Source organism: Pantoea sp. 22096 (assembly GCF_052045955.1).
GTDB lineage: Bacteria > Pseudomonadota > Gammaproteobacteria > Enterobacterales > Enterobacteriaceae > Pantoea > Pantoea alfalfae.
Genome location: NZ_JBQEPW010000001.1, coordinates 2,033,171 through 2,053,762, shown reverse-complemented (window position 1 = coordinate 2,053,762; position 20,592 = coordinate 2,033,171). Strand labels below are relative to the sequence as shown.

Here is a 20,592-nt window from a genome sequence, read left to right as displayed (position 1 = left end):
TTTATTCAAATCCCACCGCCTGATGCGGCTGATAGACCTCTTCCAGCAGGGTAATCTCTCCGTCACTCAGCGTGACATCCACTGCCTTCACCAGATCCTCAAACTGCTCTGCGCGCGATGCACCAATAATCGGTGCCGTAACGGCAGGCTTGCTCAGAAGCCAGGCCAGCGCCACCTGCGCCCGCGTCACGCCTTTGCTTTCCGCTACCTGTGCCAGCCGCTCTGCAATCACGGCATCATTCGCTTCGGTATTGTCATAGAGCTTCGCCATCACCTGGTCGGAGGCGGAACGCGCGGTGTTTTCCCCCCACGGGCGGGTCAGCTTACCGCGCGCCAGCGGACTCCAGGGCAGCACGGCGATCTGTTCTTTCAGGCAGAGCGGATGCATTTCACGCTCCTCTTCGCGCTGAATCAGGTTGTACTGATCCTGCATGCTGACAAAGCGATGCCAGCCCTGTTCCGACTGCATCTGCAACGCCTGAGCAAACTGGCTGGCGTGCATTGACGAGGCACCGATATAACGGGCTTTGCCAGACTGCACTACCTCATGCAGCGCTTCCAGCGTCTCTTCCAGCGGCGTGTCATAATCCCAGCGGTGAATCTGCAGCAGGTCCACATACTCCATGCCAAGACGCTGCAGGCTGTCATCAATCGATTGCAGAATATTTTTGCGCGAGAGTCCCTGTGAGAGATTGGTCAGCGGAAAATAGACTTTGGTGGCGACCACGATCTCTTCACGGTGGGCGAAATCTTTCAGCGCCCGGCCCAGGATCTCTTCACTGCTGCCATCGGAGTAGCTGTTGGCGGTATCAAAGAAGTTGATGCCCGCGTTCAGCGCCTGCTGGATCAGCGGACGGCTGCTCGCTTCAGGCAGCGTCCAGGCATGATTACCGCGCGTTGGCTCGCCATAGGTCATACAGCCAAGACAGAGACGCGACACCTGCAGATCGGTAGTACCCAGTTGAATCGTTTTCATGGTGGAGGCTCCTGCGAAAGTGCAAAGGTTACAGCATAGCAGGATGTTGCGCTCCCCAGGGGGGAGCGCAGAGAGGAGAAGTTACTGCGCCAGCCAGCGGGCGATCTGTTGCTGAATGCCTTCGGCGTCCAGCAGATAGTCATGACGCACTTCATCCTGCGTGCCCTGCGGGATGAACTCATCGGGCAGGCCAATGTTCAGTACCGGAACGGCCAGCCGTTTCGCCATCACAAACTCATTTACGCCGCTGCCCGCACCGCCTTTGATTGCGCCTTCTTCCAGCGTAATCAGCGAGTCGTGGGTTTTAGCGAGCTCGGCGATCAGCGCCTCATCCAGCGGCTTCACAAAGCGCATATCAACCAAAGTTGCATTCAGCACTTCCGCCGTGGCGGCTGCTTCTGGCAGCAGAGTACCGAAGTTCAGAATCGCCAGCTTTTCACCCTGACGTTTCACGACTGCTTTACCCAGCGGCAGACTCTGCAGCGGAGCCAGCGGCGTGCCGATACCGGTGCCGCGCGGATAGCGCACTGCACTTGGGCCAGCCTGATGGTGATAGCCGGTGTAAAGCATCTGCCGACACTCATTCTCATCGCTCGGCGTCATGATCACCATATCCGGCACGCAGCGGAGATAAGCGAGATCAAACGCGCCCTGGTGAGTCTGACCATCCGCGCCAACAATACCACCGCGATCGATAGCAAACAGGACCGGCAATTTCTGGATAGCGACGTCGTGGATCAGCTGATCGTAGGCGCGTTGCAGGAAGGTCGAGTAGATGGCCACAATGGGTTTATAGCCGCCAATCGCCATACCGGCCGCGAAAGTCACCGCATGCTGCTCGGCGATCGCCACGTCAAAATATTGCTTCGGGAATTCACGTGAGAAGGCCACCATGCCGGAGCCTTCACGCATCGCTGGCGTAATCGCCATCAGCTTCGGATCGTCGGCGGCCATTTCACACAGCCAGTTGCCGAAGATTTTAGAGTAGCTCGGCAGACCTTCTGCGCTTTTCGGCAGTTCGCCAATCGCCGGGTCAAATTTAGGAACGGCGTGCCAGGCAATCGGATCTTCCTCTGCCGGGGCGTAGCCTTTACCTTTCTTCGTCATGATATGCAGGAACTGCGGCCCTTTCAGGCTGCGCATGTTGCTCAGCGTATTGACCAGCGTCAGCACATCGTGACCATCAACCGGGCCGATGTAGTTAAAGCCCAGCTCTTCAAAGAGCGTGCCCGGCACGACCATGCCTTTGAGATGCTCTTCGGTGCGTTTGACCAGCTCTTTGATTGGCGGCAGATTTGTCAGCACCCGTTTACTGCCTTCGCGCAGTCGTGCGTATGTTTTACCCGACAGGATCTGCGCCAGGCGATTATTCAGCGCGCCGACGTTTTCGGAGATCGACATCTCGTTGTCATTGAGGATGACCAGCATGTCCGGCTTAATATCACCAGCATGGTTCATCGCTTCAAACGCCATGCCTGCGGTAATCGCACCATCGCCAATAATACAGGCGGTACGACGGCCCTGACCTTCACGTTCTGCCGCAGCGGCCATGCCCAGACCGGCACTGATTGAGGTCGACGAGTGACCGACGCTCAGGACGTCATATTCACTTTCACCGCGCCACGGAAACGGGTGTACGCCGTTTTTCTGACGGATAGTGCCGATGCGATCGCGGCGACCCGTCAGAATTTTATGCGGATAAGCCTGATGACCTACATCCCAGACCAGATGGTCAAACGGGGTGTTATAGACATAATGCAGCGCGACCGTCAGTTCAACCACGCCCAGACCCGATGCAAAATGGCCGCTGGAGCGGCTCACACTGTCTAACAGATACTGACGCAGTTCATCACACAGCGCAGGCAACTTCTCTTTCGGCAGGGCGCGTAGCGCCTGAACGGTGTCTGCCAGCGCCAGTGTCGGGTATTTAGCAATATCAAAACTCATCAGAGACTCATTATGGAAGTTATTTGTCGCGTTCAATTATGAAGCTCGCCAGCGCCTGCAGTGCTGTGGTGTTATAGGAGTGCGCAGCGAGCAATTCTAAAGCATCAAGAGCTTCCTGATACAAATCCCGCGCCTTGGCACGAGCATTTTCAAGGCCTAACAGTGAAGGATAGGTGCTTTTCCCCAGATCCTGATCGGCACCCTGGCGTTTTCCGATCACCGCTGTGTCACCGATCACATCCAGAATGTCGTCCTGCACCTGAAATGCGAGACCAATCGCCTCTGCATAGCGGTCGAGCAGCGGCAGCGCTTCGCGGCCCGCATCGCCTGCCGTTAATGCGCCTAAGCGCACCGCTGAGCGGATCAGCGCGCCAGTTTTATGGCGATGGATCTGTTCCAGCTGATCAAGATCGACGGATTTGCCTTCTGCCGCTAAATCCAGTGCCTGTCCGCCACACATCCCGGCTACGCCGCTGGCTTTTGCCAGTTCGGAGAGCATCAGCAGACGGTATTCGGCGCTGACACCGGGCATTGCTTCATCGGCCAGAATGGAGAAAGCCAGCGTCTGCAGGGCGTCACCCGCCAGAATCGCAGTGTCTTCGCCATATTTAATGTGACAGGTTGGCTGCCCGCGACGCAATGCATCATCGTCCATCGCAGGGAGATCGTCATGAATCAGAGAGTACGCATGAATGCATTCAACTGCGGCGGCAGGGGCATCCAGACTCGCCGGATTGGCGTGGAGCATTTCGCCGGTCGCGTAGACCAGAAAAGGACGCAGACGTTTACCGCCTAATAATGCCCCATAATGCATGGCATTCACCAGAGGAGAACTCTGAAAAGGAAGTGGCTCTATAAAACGCGTCAGCGCGGCGTTGACCTGCTGCTGATAGGCGTCGAGTAAGCGGGCAAAATCCATTAGTGGTTTTCCGGCATGAAAGCAGTGAGGTCGGCATCTTTATCATCGTTCAGCAGAATGCGGACCCGCTGTTCAGCCTGCTGCAGCGTCTGCTGGCCATTCCGCGCCAGCTGCACGCCGCGTTCAAATTCGTTCAGGGCTTCTTCCAGCGGCAGTTCACCACTTTCCAGACGGCTGACAATCTGCTCCAGCTGCTGCAATGACGTTTCAAAGCTGGCTGGCTGTTCGGCTTTTTTCGGCATATTTCGTGTCGACTCACGGTTGGGACATTATCTCGCAATCGGTCATGGTAGCTGAGACCCTATGATTAGCAAAATAATCAATGCGGCGGCTGATGAAGAAGCAGTCACCTGACAAAGGTGATATACTCCCGCGCCTCGGATGCGGTTGCGCCTTGCAGCCCGCAATTTTGTGATTTTACCAGCTAAGTGCCGCCTGTTTTAGCACTTATTTGCCCAACGAAGCTGTATCGCCATGAAGTTTATCATCAAGTTATTTCCTGAAATCACCATCAAGAGTCCGTCGGTGCGTTTGCGCTTTATCAAGATTCTTGCCAGCAATATCCGCAACGTCCTGAAAACCGTCAGCGACGACATCGCCGTTGTGCGCTTCTGGGATCACATTGAAGTGCGGTCAAAAAATGCGGCGCTGGCTGACATTATTCCCGATGAGCTTTCCCGCATTCCCGGTATCCATCACGTTTTAGCGGTTGAAGATCGTGAGTACACCGATATACATCACATCTTTGAGCAGACGTTAACGCAGTATCGCGACACTCTTGAAGGCAAGAGCTTCTGCGTACGTGTGAAACGTCGCGGTAAGCATAGCTTCAGTTCACAGGATGTAGAGCGCTATGTGGGCGGCGGCCTGAATCAGCATATTGAAAGCGCCCGCGTGCAGCTTAAAAACCCTGACGTGACGGTGAACCTTGAAGTTGAAGAGAATCGCCTGACACTGGTGACTGCACGTTACGAAGGTCTGGGTGGTTTCCCAATCGGCACGCAGGAAGATGTGCTGTCGCTGATTTCCGGCGGTTTCGATTCCGGCGTATCCAGTTATATGCTGCTGCGTCGTGGCAGTCGCGTGCATTACTGCTTCTTTAACCTTGGCGGTGCCGCGCATGAGATTGGCGTGCGTCAGGTTGCGCACTATCTGTGGAATCGTTTTGGTCGTTCACACCGCGTGCGCTTCGTGGCGATCAATTTTGAGCCGGTCGTCGGTGAGATCCTCGAAAAAGTGGATGACGGCCAGATGGGCGTGGTGCTGAAGCGCATGATGGTGCGCGCTGCTTCGACGATTGCTGAACGCTACGGCGTGCAGGCGCTGGTCACGGGTGAAGCGGTGGGGCAGGTGTCGAGCCAGACGCTGACCAACCTGCGACTGATTGATAACGCATCCGATACGTTGATTCTGCGTCCGCTGATTTCTCATGACAAAGAGCACATCATCAGAGTTGCCCGGGAGATCGGCACCGAAGATTTCGCCAGCACGATGCCGGAATATTGTGGTGTGATCTCAAAAAGCCCAACGGTGAAGGCGGTGAAGGCGAAGATTGAAGCGGAAGAGCAGAATTTCGACTTTGCGATTCTGGATCGGGTGGTGGAAGAAGCGACCAATGTCGATATCCGTACTATTGCTGAGCAGACAGAAGAGGAGGTGGTTGAAGTTGAGACCGTCGCGCTTCTGAGTGACAACGACGTCGTGCTGGATATCCGCTCTATTGATGAGCAGGAAGAGAAGCCACTGACGCTGAACGCTACAGAAGTGAAATCACTCCCATTCTATAAACTCAGCACGCAGTTTGGCGATCTCGATCAGAACCGGACCTGGCTGCTTTACTGCGATCGCGGTGTGATGAGCCGTCTGCAGGCGCTTTATCTGCATGAGCAGGGTTTTAAGAACGTTAAAGTTTACCGCCCGTAGTCACCATGTTGAGCCAGTCAGTGCCTGTTCAGGTCTGACTGGCTTTCTCGTTTTAAGCCTTTCTATCTAAGACTGAGTCTTTACGCCTGATAGTCATAAATGCCGGGAGCCAGCACCAGCTGTGCAGCTACCTCACGCGCCATCTCTTTTCCCACCAGCAGATCGATTAACTTCAGCGCAAAATCCATTGCGGTACCTGGCCCCTGGCTGGTCAGCAGATTGACGCGCGGATCCCAGACGACACGCCGCTCCATCCACTTTTCCTCCGGAATTGTCTCTTTCAGACCAGGAAAGCCTGTCATATTGCCGACCGGAAAGAGATCGTGAGGGATCAAAACCGTGCCTGAGGCTGCGCATATTGCCGCGACAATCTTCTCATTGAGGTGAAACTGACGCACCGTTTCGACTAACAGCGGACTGTCACGGAAGGTCTCAGCCCCTTTAAGGCCACCGGGCAGCACAATGGCGGCGAAATCATTGTCGGCGACTTCAACCAGCGTGACATCAGTCAGCAGACGAACACCGCGCGAGCAGACAATCTCACGGCTGCCATCGCTTTCGACGCTGGCGGTAACAACCTTCAGCCCGGCCCGAACCAGCAGGTCGATGGTGGTGACAGCTTCTGTTTCTTCACTGCCATGTGCCAGGCAAACCAGCACCGATGCGTTCGCGGTCATAATGGGACTCCTTGCGTTTTACAATGTCATACAGACGGGTATTCTCCGTGAGCACCAGGCCGTGCGTCCGGGCGCGGCGTAGCAGAAAGCCGCTGATATAGTCGATTTCGGTGAGCCGCTGGGCGCGAACGTCCTGCAGCATGGAAGAGGTGTTGGCCGCAGTGCTTTCGATCACGTCGAAGATGATGTCCTGCAAACTGTCACTGGCCACGTTCTGGCCTTCACGCTCCATGACCCAGCTGATCTCTTCGCACAGCTGCGCGATCTGCTCCGGATACGCGCGCAATGCCCCGTTCTGGCACTCATACTCCACGCTGAGCGGGTTAATGACACAGTTGACGGCCAGTTTGCGCCAGCAGGCCGCCCGGATATTGTCATGCCAGGCAACGTCGGGCAGGGCAGGGTGCAGTATATCGGCGAGATCACTGTAAGCGGCACTTTTGCGGTTACCGGGACCAATGTGGGTGATGCCACTGGCGATGTGCTTGATGACGGTGCCATCACGCATCGCCGCATGCGTGGTGACGCCACGCAGGAGTGGCTGAGTCAGCCCTTTCAGTTCCTCCAGCGTGCCCATACCGTTGTGCAGCAGCAGCACCGGGCAGTTTTCTGGCAGCACACTTTCCAGATTCTTCACGGCGGGTGAGACCTGTGGCGCTTTGAGTGTGACCAGCAGCAGCTGACTTTCCGCCAGAAACAGCGGATCGTTGGCGATAAATGTGCGATTCGAAATGTTGCCCTGTGGATCAATCACATTGGCTGAGCAGTAAGGCTGCGGCACGCGCAGCCATCCCTGTACTTCATGTCCCTGGCGGGCAAGCGCTGTCAGCCAGACCTGACCCAATGCACCGCAACCTAACACGGTAATTTTCATGCTGCCTCCCGCTGGCGGGCTAGCCATCTGTTATTGACTGTCACACCTACATTATAGCGTTGTGTGCAGCCTGATTTTATTTAGCACCTTAAGACGCGTATTATGCATGTCACTTTAGCGTCAGGAGAAGAAGAGATGCCATCTTTCGATATCGTTTCAGAAGTCGATCTGCAGGAAATTCGCAATGCGGTGGAGAATGCCAACCGTGAAGTGTCTACCCGCTTCGATTTCCGCAACGTGAGCGCCGAGTTTGAGCTCAACGAAAAGAATGAAACCATCAAAATCACCAGCGAGTCCGATTTTCAGGTTAAGCAACTGGTCGATATTTTGCGAGAGAAGTTGCTGAAGCGTGGGATTGAAGGCGGTGCTTTAGAGGTGCCGGAAGAGATTGAGCACAGCGGCAAGAGCTGGGCGGTCGATGCCAAACTGAAGAAAGGCATTGAAAGCGACGTGGCGAAGAAGCTGGTGAAGCTGATCAAAGACAGCAAGCTGAAGGTGCAGACCCAGATTCAGGGTGAAGCGTTGCGTGTGACCGGTAAAGCGCGTGACGATTTGCAGGGTGCGATGGCGATCGTGCGCGGCAGCAATCTGGGCCAGCCGTTCCAGTTTAAAAACTTCCGCGATTAAGTGGGGGAGGCTGTTTTTTTGGCCTGAATGCAGTGATAAAAAACCCGGCTCAGGCCGGGTTTTTTGTTATCTACCGCGTGCGCGTGCGCGTGCGCGATTCTAACTATCTGAATTTGCAAAACTTAGTCTGAGATATTTATGTGCTCGCACCTTGCTTATATCGCTTTGTGAGATGGATGTCGTCTGGAACATCGCGTTCAGGCTCAGGAAGCCTGTGCCTTTCGCAAAGACGCAAAAGCGCCATCCATGGCTGGCTCAGCGCGGGCCATCCCTGGCCCGCGATGCTTTGCTACAGGCACAGGCTCCCATCGCTTTAAGCTGATTAGTGGTCTGTAAGAAGGATTGTGCTGGGTGATATTTACTCAGAAATTTAAATGCGGCTGAACCTGGCAGCAACGCAAAAGCTAAGGGGCGCAGGGGACACGGTCAGAGGAGGAAAGCGTCCCGCGCCAGGACGGCGCGGGCCGAGCATGCCACGGATGGCGGCTTTTGCGTCTTTCCGATCTGAACGTGTTCCCTGAGCCAGCTCGATCCTGAAGCGAAACGAGCTGACGTTATCACTAAACTTTTTAAAGCTAGCAACTCCCCAGCAGCGCTTCCAGCTCAGGCCGGCTGGTGACCTTACTATCAATTTTGATATACGCGCTTTTCTCTTCCGGCACGATAAACACGGAATTAACGCCTTTCTGAGCCTTCAGACGCTGCTCCAGATTCGGCACAGCCAGTGCAGCATCACTCAGCACAATGCGCAGGCTGCTGACATAAGGCGGCTCCTGCATCGTCATGCTGACAAACAGCCAGGCTGCGGCCACCATCGCGCCCACCAGGAACACGGTCTGTGCATCGAAATGACCAAACACCCAGCCACCCATGCTGCCGCCAACGGCCACACCCAGGAACTGGCTGGTAGAATAAATCCCCATCGCCGTACCTTTGTATCCTGCAGGCGACTCTTTACTGATCAGCGAAGGCAGAATCGCTTCCATCAGGTTGAAGGCGAAGAAGAAGAGCTGAACACCCACTACCAGCGTCCAGAAGTGGCCTTCTGCACCCCACAGCACGATCTCAGCAATGACAATCATCCCGACGCAGCCGACAAAGACGCGCTTCATACGGCGCTTCACTTCGGCATAAATGATGAACGGCACCACGCCGGCAAAGGCGATTAGCATCGTGGAGAGATAGACTTTCCAGTGCTCGGGGGCCGGGAATCCAGCCTGTTCAAACTGCCCAGGCAACGCAACAAAGCTCGACATCAGCAGGACGTGCAGACAGAAAATACCGATGTTGAGCTTTACCAGACGCGGGTTAGCCATCACTTTGCGGAAGCTGCCTTTCACCATGCCCGATTCTCGGTTCAGGACATGATGAGAGGCCGATGGCACCACGAGAAGAGTGATCACGATGCCCAGTGACGCCAGAATCGCAATCATCCAGAACAACGCATGCAGACCCAATGCATGAGTCACAACCGGGCCGACCACCATCGCAATCGCGAAGGTCACACCAAAACTGATGCCGATAAACGCCATCGCTTTGGTGCGGTTCTGCTCGCGGGTTAAATCGGATAACAGTGCCATCACGGCAGCGGCAATTGCGCCCGAGCCCTGTAATGAGCGGCCCAGTATAATGCCCCAGATGGAGTCGGTGCAGGCTGCGATAATACTGCCCAGAACAAACAGCAACAGTCCGCCGACGATCAACGGCTTGCGGCCGATGCGATCAGAGAGCAGACCAAAAGGAATCTGAAATATTGCCTGGGCAAGGCCATAGATGCCAATCGCCAGACCAATTAAGGTTTCACTCGCGCCCTGTAATGCCATGCCATAAGTGGTCAGTACCGGCAGGACCATAAACATTCCAAGCATTCGCAGGGAAAAGACCGTACCGAGGCCCCATGTGGCGCGCAGCTCCACCGGAGTCATTTTATTATCGTTCATTCCAACCTCTGTTAATGTGCTGCTTTTATTCTAGGGGGCGGGGCAGGGCGGGTAAAACAATAGTTTTTAAGCAGTGGTAACAAAAAGAAAGGGCGCGAAAATCGCGCCCTTTTCATGCTGTATTGGTGCCGGTTACCAGACGTAGGTCAGCAGGTCCTTCGAAGCCGGAGCCATCGAATCTACTGACATCATCACGCTCAGTGCGGTGATGGTCACGATAGAGAAGACAAACAGCTTACGCGCCCAGACACGGTCATCTGCGGTTTTATAACCCGATAATGCCATGCCCAGCCACCAGACGCTGACCGCAGCGGCCACCACCAGATATTTGTAGCCTGCGTAACCGCCCAGCGTCAGCATCAGCGTGGCAATCATAAACGCCAGGATATAGAGCGTAATATGATTCTTCGCGACGGAAATGCCTTTCACCACCGGCAGAACCGGGATGTTCGCTGCCTGGTAATCTTTAAAGCGGAAGATAGCAATCGCGTACGAATGCGGCATCTGCCACAGGCTAAAGATCGCCAGCAGGATCAACGCGCCAGCATCAAACTGGTTAGAGACCGCGCAGTAGCCGATAACTGGCGGCGCAGCACCTGACAGACTGCCAATCAGCGTTCCGTAAACGGAATTACGCTTCATGTACAGGCTGTAGATGCCCACGTACACCACGAAGCCCATCACCGCCAGCCACATGGCCAGCGGATTAGCACCGAAGTAGAGCAACGCAAAGCCAGCAATACCCAGCACAGTGGCATAAACCAGGCTTACTTTCGCGGAGATAAGGCCTTTTACCAGCACCCGATTCCTGGTTCTCTCCATCTTGATGTCGATGTCGCGGTCAATCACGTTGTTGAAAACACAACCCGATGCAACCACCAGTGACACGCCCACCAGGGTGATGAGAAACAGGGCGTAATCCGTGTTGCCTTTTGAGGCCAACAGGAATCCGCCGATCACAGAAATTAAATTCCCGAAAATAATTCCTGGTTTTGTAACTTGCAGGTATTGCTTAAACATTACGCGTGACTCTTTAGTGAGGCATCATGTTGTAGTTGAGGTTCCACATGATCCACAGTGAGCCTACTACGACAATCAGGATGATGATGGCCGAGAAAACAATGGCTACCATGTTCCAGCCACCCTCAGATTTGCTGTCTAAGTGCAGGAAGTACACCAGGTGAACCAGCACCTGAATGACCGCACACACCAGAACAACACCGAGGATAGTACCGTGAGATGCACTGCCATCCATTACCATCCAGAACGGGATCGCCGTCAGAATGATAGAGAGGATGAAGCCGATCATGTAGGACTTCACGCTACCGTGTGAAGCGCCATGTTCGTTAACAGAATGACTCATTACATGGCTCCCATCAGGTAAACAACGGTGAAGACGCAAATCCAGACCACGTCCAGGAAGTGCCAGAACAGGCTCAGACACATGATACGGGTACGGTTAGTCGCGTTCAGGCCACGTTTGGAAATCTGGAACATCAGGACCAGCATCCAGATCAGACCGGAGGTCACGTGCAGACCGTGGGTACCGACCAGCGTAAAGAAGCCAGACAGGAAGCCACTGCGATCCGGACCAAAGCCTTCAGCAATCAGGTGATGGAATTCATAGATTTCCATCCCGATGAAGCCCAGACCGAACAGGAAGGTCAGCGCCAGCCAGCCGATAACGGCACCTTTTTGCTCCTTGTTCATGGAGATAACAGCCATGCCGTAAGTGATCGAACTCAACAGCAGCAGGGCGGTTTCTACCAGAACAAACGGCAGCTCAAAGATATCTTTACCTGCCGGGCCACCGGCAGTGTTGTTGACCATGACGGCATAGGTCGCAAACAGGGTTGCGAAGATAATGCAGTCACTCATCAGGTAGATCCAGAAGCCAAAGACTTTATTGGCTCCTGCATCGTGATGCCCATGCTCCGCATGGGCGTCGTGGTGATGTTTAATCAGAGTTTCAGTTGACATTATTTCAGACCTGCTTTGCTGATTTCGTCAAAGTGCTGGTTCTCAATCTTCTGAACTTCGGCAACCGGAACGTAGTAATCCACGTCTTCGTCGAAGCTCTTCACGATCCAGGTAACGATCATGCCGAGGAATGAAAGACCCGCCATCCACCAGATATGCCAGATCAGCGCAAAGCCCATCACAGTAGCGAATGCACAGATGACGATTGCCGCACCACTGTTTTTCGGCATATGAATCTCTTCATACGATGCCGGCTGCTTATACGCTTCGCCTTTCTCTTTCATTTCCCAGAACGCATCACGCTCGTGGACATGTGGGATCACAGCAAAGTTATAGAACGGTGGTGGTGAAGAGGTTGCCCACTCCAGCGTACGACCGCCCCACGGGTCACCTGTCACATCACGGTTCTGGTCGCGGTCACGTACCGAGACGTAGAACATGGTCAGCTGACACAGGATACCCAGCGCAATCAGACCCGCACCAACCGCAGCAACCACCAGCAGAGGATGGAACTGTGGATCGATATCCTGGCTCAGACGACGGGTCATACCCATGAAGCCCAGTGCGTACAGCGGCATAAAGGCAACGAAGAAGCCAATGATCCAGAACCAGAATGCGCGCTTACCCCAGGTTTCGTTCAGGGTGAAGCCGAATGCTTTCGGGAACCAGTAGGTCACGCCCGCCATACAACCGAAGACTACACCACCGATGATTACGTTGTGGAAGTGTGCAATCAGGAACAGGCTGTTGTGCAGAATGAAGTCAGCGCCCGGAACGGCCAGCAGTACGCCGGTCATACCCCCTACAGAGAAGGTTACCAGGAAGCCAACGGTCCACAGCATGGCAGAGTGCATCTGAATGCGGCCCTGATACATGGTGAACAGCCAGTTAAAGATTTTAACCCCGGTCGGAATCGCGATGATCATCGTCATAATACCGAAGAAGGCGTTAACGTTGGCACCCGCACCCATGGTGAAGAAGTGGTGCAACCAGACGATGAACGACAGCACGGTAATGGCGATGGTCGCCCACACCAGTGAGGTATAACCAAACAGACGTTTTTTGGAGAAGGTCGCGGTAATTTCTGCGAACACACCAAACACCGGCAGTACCAGGATATACACTTCCGGATGGCCCCAGACCCAGATCAGGTTGACATACATCATCATGTTGCCGCCCATTTCATTGGTGAAGAAATGGAAGCCGAGATAACGATCAAGGGTCAACAGCGCCAGGGTCACGGTCAGAACCGGGAACGCAGCGATGATCAGGACGTTGGTGCACAGCGCAGTCCAGGTAAATACCGGCATTTTGAACAGGCTCATGCCCGGTGCGCGCATCTTCAGAATGGTCACAAAGAAGTTAATACCGGTCAAGGTCGTACCAATACCTGAAAGCTGAAGGCTCCAGATCCAGTAATCGACCCCGACGCCGGGACTATACTCCGCGCCGGAAAGCGGCGGATAAGCCAGCCAGCCGGTCTGTGCGAACTCGCCCACACCCAGAGACAGGTTAACCAGGATCACACCGACCGCGGTAAACCAGAAACTCAGGTTGTTCAGGAAGGGGAACGCAACGTCACGTGCACCAATCTGCAACGGAACGGCGATGTTCATCAGGCCAACCACGAAAGGCATCGCCACGAAGAAGATCATAATCACGCCGTGCGCGGTAAAGATCTGGTCGTAGTGGTGCGGTGGCAGGATGCCCGCTTCACCGGCCGAAGCCATCACCTGCTGGGTACGCATCATAATGGCATCAGCGAAACCACGAATCAGCATGACGAACGCCATGATGATATACATGATACCCAGACGTTTGTGGTCAACTGACGTCAGCCATTCAGACCACAGGTATTTCCACTTACCAAAATAGGTAAGCGCAGCGACCAGCGCAGCACCACCTATCAGGATAGCGGCAACCGTAACCATGATAATCGGCTCATGGTACGGCACTGCATCAAGTGTTAATTTTCCTAACATCGTATTATTCCTCGGCTCCCGCGGAAGCGGCGTGACTCATGTCCATACCTTCATGCTGTGGCATGTCCATTTTCCCGTGGCTCATCTTGAACTTGTCGATGACTTGCATGAACAGTTTCGGATCAGCTGAAGAGAAATATTCCACCGGATGATTTTCGCTTGGCACAGCCACTTTCTCGAAATCTTCCATGGTGGTCAGCGTGTTAGGGGCTGCTTTAACTTTAGCCACCCACTGCTGGAATTCCGCATCGTCTTTGGTTGCAATGGCTTTAAACTTCATGCCAGAGAAACCACGACCACTAAAGTTCGCAGAGATACCGTCGAACGTGCCTGGCTCATTCGCAATCAGATGCAGTTTGGTCTGCATACCCGCCATCGCATAAATCTGGCTGCCGAGCGTTGGAATGAAGAAAGAGTTCATGACGGAGTTAGAGGTGATTTTGAAGTTCACCGGAGTATTTGCCGGGAAGGCAATCTGGTTCACAGTCGCAATACCCTGTTCCGGGTAAATGAACAACCATTTCCAGTCCAGTGCAACCACATCGATCTCAACCGGTTTCACATCAGATTGCAGCGGTTTGCTGGGCTCCAGTGCGTGGGTTGATTTCCAGGTCAGTACGCTGAGGAAGAGAATGATCAGGATCGGAATGGTCCAGACCACGGCTTCCACTTTGTTAGAGTGTGACCAGTTAGGGCTGTACTTCGCATTCGTGTTGGACGCCCGATACTTCCAGGCAAACACCACGGCCATCAGGACTGCGGGAATCACGACGATCAACATCAGGCCAAAGGCAGTCAGTATCAGCGAACGTTGCTCCAGTGCAATCTGTCCTTTGGGATTTAACAATGCACTATCGCAGCCACTCATTAATAAAGTGCCTGCAATTAATGACAAAATCCCCAAACTTTTATTGTATTTACTGAGTCTCATTTAACGACCTCAATGACAAAGGGCTCTATTGTCGTTTAAGTGTGCGCGCATTTTACGGGAAGGTTTATGCAGTGTAAACCAGCTTAAGGATGTGTCAGATACGTGTTGACACCTTTTGCTAAGGGTGTCACAGATGTTGCGCCAGGTGACAAATAATTAACGCAGACAAGCAGTTGGCATCAATATAACAAAAACCAATGGAAGTAACCGTAAAAAAATCAGGGAAAGGAATAACCCTTACTTTTAACTCCCAAATATTTAACAAGTCTGCATCATTTGCGCGATGAAATTTAACTAAAGTAATTGCTAACCGGTTTTTAGTATTTCCGCTACGCCTCCTAAGGATCTATTCTTATTTTTTAAAAATAACACGCGATGATAAATGACGGCGACTTATCCGGATGTCAAAAAATAAGCCGCACCCCGTTAACCTATCGATTTCACTTAAGCATCTGACGCGGGCAACACCGGCGTTCTCTTCAGTGCCCGATAGTCCAGCAAGACCCCGGCAAACACCGCCAGCAGGGAGAGGCTCATGCCCAGCTCAAACAGGCGGGTCAGCAGCGGTGCCAGCGCAGTCAGCCCCAGTGCATTCAGTGCCAGCACGACCAGCCAGAGAGCCAGCACGCCGCAGCCAGCTGCAAACAGACGATTAGTCCAGCGATAGCCATGAGGATAGTAGCTACGTGTGAGGAAATTGCCACTCTGCTCGACCTGATTCAATGTTTGCCGGCAAAAAGCCAGCAGCACCAGGCCTGGCAGACCCGCCATCACCGTGAAAGCATAGAATGTCGGCCAGCCCCAGAGTTCCACCAGCCAGCCCGCCGCCGGGCCGACATAGACCCGGCCGACTGCGGAGAGCGCCGATAACAGGGCAAACTGGGTGGCTGAGAACGACTTATTGCACAGCGTCATTAACAATGCGACAAAGGCCGCGGTGCTCATGCCGCCGCAGAGGTTTTCGACAAAGACTGCACTGGCCATGCTCCACAACTGTTTGTCGGTCACTGCCAGCAGCCAGTAACCAAAGTTCGAGACAGCCTGCAGCAGACCGAAAATCATTAGCGCCCGGAACAGGCTCAGACGCTGCATCAGTACGCCGCCATAAAGCGCGCCGATAATGGTCGCCAGCAGACCCAGCGTCTTATTGACCAGGCCGACGTCACCGGCATTGAACCCGACGCCGCGGATCAGAAAGGTAGTCGTCAGTGAGGCGGCAAAGGCATCGCCCAGCTTGTAGAGAATAATCAGCGTAATGAGTAGCCAGGCGTTGTTGCGCTGAAAGAAATCCTTGAGCGGATCGACAACTGCCTGTCGCAGTGAATGCGGGGTGGAAGTCCGTGTGTCCGGCTCGCTCGCCATCAGTGTGGCAATAATGCCCGGCACCATCATCAGCGCCATCAACCAGTAGGTCGCCTGCCAGCCCAGATAACGGTCAGCCAGCCACAAGGCCAGCCCGCCTGAAATCAGCATCGCCAGCCGATAGCCCAGCACGGTAATGGCTGCGCCGCTGCCGCGCTCTTCAGGTGGCAGAATATCCGTTTTCCAGGCGTCAAAAACGATGTCCTGGGAGGCGGAGCAGAAAGCGATCAGCACTGCCAGCGCCGCCATCAGGGTCAGATCGCGTTCTGGCTGCAGAAATCCCATCGCGACAATCCCGCCTGCCAGCGCCAGCTGACTCAGCAGTAACCAGCCGCGACGCCGGCCCAGAAACGGCGGCGTATAGCGGTCCATCATCGGCGACCAGAGAAATTTAAAGACATAGGCCTGGCCGACCAGTGAAAAGAAGCCGATGGTTTTCAGATCAACATTTTCCACCGTCATCCACGCCTGCAACGTGCCCGAAGTCAGTGCCAGCGGCAGTCCGGAAGCAAAACCAAGTAGCAGTAGTACGGCGGCATTTTTCTGGCTGAAGAGGCGAAGATAGTGGTTCATGCGGATCCTGCAGATAACAAAAAGCCCTGCACGAGGCAGGGCAGAGGTGAGACGATATTAACGGGCGTTCTGCTTGATGAAGTCGTTAACGCTGGTGTCCTGTGCCATATCCGCGATCACATCGCTCATGGTGGCGTTCACCGCGTCAGTAATCTTCTGGTTATTGGCGTTGAATGCGCCTTCTACGCTGTAAGTCTGGCGGTAGTTTTTAACCTGCTTGTTGCCATTTTTCGCGGTCGCAATAATAGAGATGTCCGCTTTGGTAGTGATGCTGTAGCGCACATTGCCCTGCGTCACGTCAGCGTAGAGATTGTTAACCACAATCTGAAGATCGACCGCGCCATCAGGACCAATCATATAACCACGTGCGGTCATCTGCTTCTCCAGCACTTCCTGCAGCAGGAAACGGAGATCGCGCGAAGGCGTCAGGGTCACTAACTGACCATCACGGTTAACTTTTGCCAGCGCCTGATCTTTACGCTGGTCGGCACCGTTGATGCTCACGGTCACGCCCATCAGGCCGGGATCCTGCTGCGGCAGCTGAATTTTAGGCTGGATAGTGAGGGTATTATTGCTGGTTGCACAGCCGGCTAAAATGAACGCAGCCAACAGTGGGAATAACAGTTTTTTCAACATACTTTTTCTCGTTGGTGTCAGGGGGTTGGTTTGCAAAAACTGCGGCCATCATAGCATTGCCCGGCAGTGAAAAAAGCCCTGTTGCGGGTGAAATTGTCTCTGAAACCGTTTTAAGCCTCTTCTCTGACAGGCAGGTTTGCTGATGGTTTCGACTGCGTTATGATGCACACCAGAAGCGGGCTGACATAAAATGCAATATTTAGCGTCCGCCGGCGGGTAAGCGCACTAAAAGCGACTAAGATTGAATGAGATGGGGCACCGCGCTCGCCATTGAGGAGTAATAGCCATGATCCGCGAACAAATAGAAGAAAAGCTGCGTGTGGCGTTTCAGCCAGCTCATCTGGAAGTGCATGACGAAAGTTACCGGCACAACGTGCCTGCCGGATCGGAAAGTCACTTCAAAGTGGTGATTGTCAGCGACTGCTTTGCAGGCCAGCGCTTCCTGGCGCGTCATCGTCTGATTTATAGCGAACTGGCGGCTGAATTAGCGGGCAGTGTCCATGCCTTAGCCCTGCATACTTACACCCTGAAAGAGTGGGAAGGGTTGCAGGATACCGTTCTGGCTTCGCCTAACTGTCGTGGTGCCGGAAGTCTCGCCTGATCTCCCTCCTCTGAAACGGCCTGCTGGCCGTTTTTTCTGTAATTTAGCGAAAAACGCGATCCCTGGCTCAAAAAAGCAGCAAACCTGCTGAAAAGTGGTGAGTTAGCGTCCTCGACTCATTCCAGCGATGCCGCTATAATGCTGCGTCTATTTTTCCGGAATGTCTTCGGGACGCTTCTGGTAACAGGGATCAGGTTCTCTTCACGGAAGCCGTCCCGGTTGTTGGATACGGCGCATTTCACTATGTGTGGTGTCTGAAGTTGACCGAGCACGTGATTTTTTGAGGTAACAAGATGCAAGTTTCTGTAGAGACCACTCAGGGCCTGGGCCGTCGCATTACGATTACTGTTGCAGCTGACAGCATCGAAAGCGCAGTAAAAAAAGAACTGGTTGACGTTGCCAGGAAAGTTCGCATCGATGGTTTCCGTAAAGGCAAAGTGCCGATGAACATCGTGGCGCAGCGTTACGGCGCTTCTGTCCGTCAGGACGTGCTGGGCGAGCTGATGACGCGCAACTTTGTTGACGCCATCATCAAAGAAAAAATTAATCCGGCTGGCGCACCAAACTATGTGCCGGGCGAATACAAAGAAGGCCAGGATTTCACCTACGCGGTTGAATTCGAAGTCTATCCGGAAGTTGAGCTGAAAGGCCTGGAAAACATCGAAGTCGAAAAACCTGTCGTTGAAGTAACTGATGCTGATGTTGATGCCATGCTGGATACTCTGCGCAAGCAGCAGGCCAACTGGATCGAAAGCGACGCAGCTGCAGGCCCGGAAGATCGTGCAACTATCGATTTCAACGGTTCTGTTGACGGTGAAGAGTTCGAAGGCGGCAAAGCCACTGATTTCGTTCTGGCCATGGGCCAGGGCCGCATGATCCCAGGCTTTGAAGAAGGCGTTGTGGGTCACAAAGCGGGCGAAACGTTCACTATCGACGTGAAATTCCCGGACGACTACCACGCAGAAACCCTGAAAGGGAAAGATGCGAAGTTCGAGATCGTGCTGAAGAAAGTTGAAACGCGTGAGCTGCCAGAGCTGACTGAAGAGTTCATCAAACGTTTCGGCGTTGAAGATGGTTCAGTAGCCGGTCTGCGCACTGAAGTGCGTAAGAACATGGATCGCGAGCTGAAAGGCGCTATCCGTAACCGCATCAAAACTCAGGCGATCGACGGCCTGGTTGAAGCGAACGAAATCGACGTGCCAGCTGCGCTGGTTGACAGCGAAATCGATGTTCTGCGTCGTCAGGCTGCACAGCGTTTCGGTGGCAACGAACAGCAGGCGCTGGAACTGCCACGCGAACTGTTTGAAGAGCAGGCTAAACGCCGTGTTGTTGTCGGTCTGCTGCTGGGCGAAGTGATTCGTACCCACGAGCTGAAAGCTGACGAAGCGCGCGTGAACACCATGATCGAAGAGATGGCTTCTGCGTATGAAGATCCGAAAGAAGTCATCGAGTTCTACAGCAAGAATAACGAGCTGATGAACAATATGCGCAACGTCGCGCTGGAAGAGCAAGCGGTTGAAGCGGTCCTGGCGAAAGCTAAAGTGACCGAGAAAGAGACCAACTTCCAGGATCTGATGAATCAGACCGCTCAGGCCTGATCACGCAGTTAACCGTCTGTGCTAAGCCCGTGACTGAAAAGTCGCGGGCTTTTTTGTATTTTGCGTACAGAACGCGACGCTTCGCCGCTATTTGCTTAATTAATCGGCAAATTATTCACGCATCGCTTTTTCCGGGTTAGCGAACAGGGAAAAGATTGTTATGCTTGAAACATGCGTGCAGCATCCCCAGATAGTGGGAGTATGCAGAAATGAGAGTGAGGCTGGCTGATTAACCGTCCTGAAGGTGTCGGAAAAGGTGCGACGTGGAGTTTCCCGAGCGTCTTACGTAGAATCGGTACAGAATGTTGCCAATGAAATTTATCCAGGAGACGGTAATGTCATACAGTGGCGATCGTGAATATACTGCACCGCACAATGCGCTGGTGCCAATGGTGGTTGAACAAACTTCGCGTGGTGAGCGTTCTTACGACATCTACTCCCGTCTGCTGAAAGAGCGCGTCATTTTTCTGACCGGTCAGGTTGAAGACCACATGGCTAATCTGATCGTGGCGCAGATGCTGTTTCTGGAAGCTGAGAACCCGGAAAAAGATATCTATCTCTACATCAACTCGCCAGGCGGTGTGATCACGGCCGGTATGTCGATTTACGACACCATGAAATTTATCAAACCGGATGTCAGCACCATCTGTATGGGACAGGCCTGTTCAATGGGGGCGTTTCTGCTGACAGCGGGCACTAAAGGGAAGCGTTTCTGTCTGCCAAACTCGCGCGTGATGATCCACCAGCCGCTGGGCGGCTATCAGGGCCAGGCGTCAGACATTGAAATCCATGCGCGTGAAATCCTTAAAGTTAAACAGCGCATGAATGAGCTGATGGCTGAGCATACCGGTAAAACGCTGGAAGAAATTGAGCGTGATACCGAGCGTGATCGTTTCCTCTCTGCAAATGAAGCGGTAGAGTATGGATTAGTCGATTCAATTCTGACGCATCGCCAATAAGACCCCGACTTACCGTTGTCACTGGTCTATAGTTAACAGGACAACGGTACTATTTATGGGTTGAATGAATTTCGGCCGTCCCTGTAC

The 20,592-nt window shown here is 53.7% G+C and carries 19 protein-coding genes; 5 read left to right on the top strand and 14 right to left on the bottom strand.

From position 1 onward, the window contains the following. Position 1: 1 nt before the first annotated feature. The 4 genes from ACTJKZ_RS09685 to xseB form a co-directional block, all read right to left on the bottom strand. Complete coding sequence (locus ACTJKZ_RS09685) at positions 2–976, bottom strand: aldo/keto reductase (protein ID WP_440829489.1); 975 nt, start codon at positions 974–976, stop codon at positions 2–4. Positions 977–1,057: 81 nt separating this feature from the next. Further along, positions 1,058–2,923, bottom strand: coding sequence for a 1-deoxy-D-xylulose-5-phosphate synthase (gene dxs / locus ACTJKZ_RS09680; RefSeq protein WP_161735257.1), 1,866 nt, complete (start codon positions 2,921–2,923; stop codon positions 1,058–1,060). 19 nt (positions 2,924–2,942) lie between these two features. After that, entirely contained in the window at positions 2,943–3,842 is a 900-nt protein-coding gene (ispA, locus tag ACTJKZ_RS09675) for a (2E,6E)-farnesyl diphosphate synthase (protein WP_161735255.1), read from the bottom strand. Next, the gene (gene xseB, locus ACTJKZ_RS09670) at positions 3,842–4,084 is read right to left on the bottom strand and encodes an exodeoxyribonuclease VII small subunit (RefSeq protein ID WP_285086269.1); all 243 of its coding nucleotides are present in this window, start codon (positions 4,082–4,084) and stop codon (positions 3,842–3,844) included. Before xseB ends, ispA begins: the two co-directional genes overlap by 1 nt. 232 nt (positions 4,085–4,316) lie before the next feature. Here xseB and thiI point away from each other — a divergent pair, with 232 nt between their 5' ends. After that, positions 4,317–5,765: a tRNA uracil 4-sulfurtransferase ThiI gene (thiI, locus tag ACTJKZ_RS09665; RefSeq protein ID WP_260057617.1), complete on the top strand. Its 1,449-nt coding sequence runs from the start codon at positions 4,317–4,319 to the stop codon at positions 5,763–5,765. Between the two features lie 80 nt (positions 5,766–5,845). Here thiI and yajL read toward each other — a convergent pair whose 3' ends face one another. Beyond that, the gene (yajL, locus tag ACTJKZ_RS09660; protein WP_161735249.1) at positions 5,846–6,442 is read right to left on the bottom strand and encodes a protein deglycase YajL; all 597 of its coding nucleotides are present in this window, start codon (positions 6,440–6,442) and stop codon (positions 5,846–5,848) included. Further along, the gene (gene panE / locus ACTJKZ_RS09655; protein ID WP_033731754.1) at positions 6,396–7,316 is read right to left on the bottom strand and encodes a 2-dehydropantoate 2-reductase; all 921 of its coding nucleotides are present in this window, start codon (positions 7,314–7,316) and stop codon (positions 6,396–6,398) included. Before panE ends, yajL begins: the two co-directional genes overlap by 47 nt. A 135-nt stretch (positions 7,317–7,451) precedes the next feature. On the opposite strand from panE, the gene ACTJKZ_RS09650 reads away from it, so the two are divergent. Further along, a complete protein-coding gene (locus ACTJKZ_RS09650) occupies positions 7,452–7,943 on the top strand; it encodes a YajQ family cyclic di-GMP-binding protein (protein WP_003852530.1) in 492 nt (163 codons plus the stop codon). Positions 7,944–8,518: 575 nt separating this feature from the next. On the opposite strand, the gene ACTJKZ_RS09645 is transcribed toward ACTJKZ_RS09650, so the two are convergent. From ACTJKZ_RS09645 to ACTJKZ_RS09610, 8 genes are all read right to left on the bottom strand, one after another. Continuing rightward, positions 8,519–9,883 carry an MFS transporter gene (locus tag ACTJKZ_RS09645; RefSeq protein ID WP_440829488.1) on the bottom strand — a complete coding sequence of 455 codons (1,365 nt, stop codon included), beginning with the start codon at positions 9,881–9,883 and terminating at the stop codon, positions 8,519–8,521. A gap of 132 nt (positions 9,884–10,015) precedes the next feature. Further along, positions 10,016–10,903 (bottom strand): heme o synthase, encoded by an 888-nt coding sequence (gene cyoE, locus ACTJKZ_RS09640; protein ID WP_010255394.1) that lies wholly within the window; start codon positions 10,901–10,903, stop codon positions 10,016–10,018. Positions 10,904–10,916: 13 nt separating this feature from the next. Beyond that, on the bottom strand, positions 10,917–11,246 hold the full coding sequence (locus tag ACTJKZ_RS09635; RefSeq protein ID WP_008924889.1) for a cytochrome o ubiquinol oxidase subunit IV: 330 nt from the start codon (positions 11,244–11,246) through the stop codon (positions 10,917–10,919). After that, positions 11,246–11,863, bottom strand: a complete 618-nt coding sequence (locus tag ACTJKZ_RS09630; protein ID WP_009091720.1) for a cytochrome o ubiquinol oxidase subunit III — start codon at positions 11,861–11,863, stop codon at positions 11,246–11,248. The genes ACTJKZ_RS09635 and ACTJKZ_RS09630 overlap by 1 nt, the downstream gene beginning before the upstream one ends. Then, positions 11,863–13,845, bottom strand: a complete 1,983-nt coding sequence (gene cyoB / locus ACTJKZ_RS09625) for a cytochrome o ubiquinol oxidase subunit I (RefSeq protein ID WP_013356988.1) — start codon at positions 13,843–13,845, stop codon at positions 11,863–11,865. The genes ACTJKZ_RS09630 and cyoB overlap by 1 nt, the downstream gene beginning before the upstream one ends. Before the next feature lie 4 nt (positions 13,846–13,849). Further along, positions 13,850–14,776: a cytochrome o ubiquinol oxidase subunit II gene (gene cyoA, locus ACTJKZ_RS09620; protein ID WP_150037820.1), complete on the bottom strand. Its 927-nt coding sequence runs from the start codon at positions 14,774–14,776 to the stop codon at positions 13,850–13,852. A 444-nt stretch (positions 14,777–15,220) separates the two neighbouring features. Then, entirely contained in the window at positions 15,221–16,711 is a 1,491-nt protein-coding gene (gene ampG / locus ACTJKZ_RS09615) for a muropeptide MFS transporter AmpG (protein ID WP_440829487.1), read from the bottom strand. A 57-nt stretch (positions 16,712–16,768) separates the two neighbouring features. After that, the gene (locus ACTJKZ_RS09610) at positions 16,769–17,347 is read right to left on the bottom strand and encodes a lipoprotein (protein ID WP_161736019.1); all 579 of its coding nucleotides are present in this window, start codon (positions 17,345–17,347) and stop codon (positions 16,769–16,771) included. Between the two features lie 286 nt (positions 17,348–17,633). Here ACTJKZ_RS09610 and bolA point away from each other — a divergent pair, with 286 nt between their 5' ends. From bolA to clpP, 3 genes are all read left to right on the top strand, one after another. Next, positions 17,634–17,948, top strand: a complete 315-nt coding sequence (bolA, locus tag ACTJKZ_RS09605) for a transcriptional regulator BolA (protein WP_033731761.1) — start codon at positions 17,634–17,636, stop codon at positions 17,946–17,948. A 293-nt stretch (positions 17,949–18,241) separates the two neighbouring features. After that, the gene (gene tig / locus ACTJKZ_RS09600) at positions 18,242–19,546 is read left to right on the top strand and encodes a trigger factor (RefSeq protein ID WP_161736020.1); all 1,305 of its coding nucleotides are present in this window, start codon (positions 18,242–18,244) and stop codon (positions 19,544–19,546) included. Positions 19,547–19,881: 335 nt separating this feature from the next. Further along, positions 19,882–20,505 carry an ATP-dependent Clp endopeptidase proteolytic subunit ClpP gene (gene clpP, locus ACTJKZ_RS09595; RefSeq protein WP_010255410.1) on the top strand — a complete coding sequence of 208 codons (624 nt, stop codon included), beginning with the start codon at positions 19,882–19,884 and terminating at the stop codon, positions 20,503–20,505. The last annotated feature ends 87 nt before the right edge of the window (positions 20,506–20,592 follow it).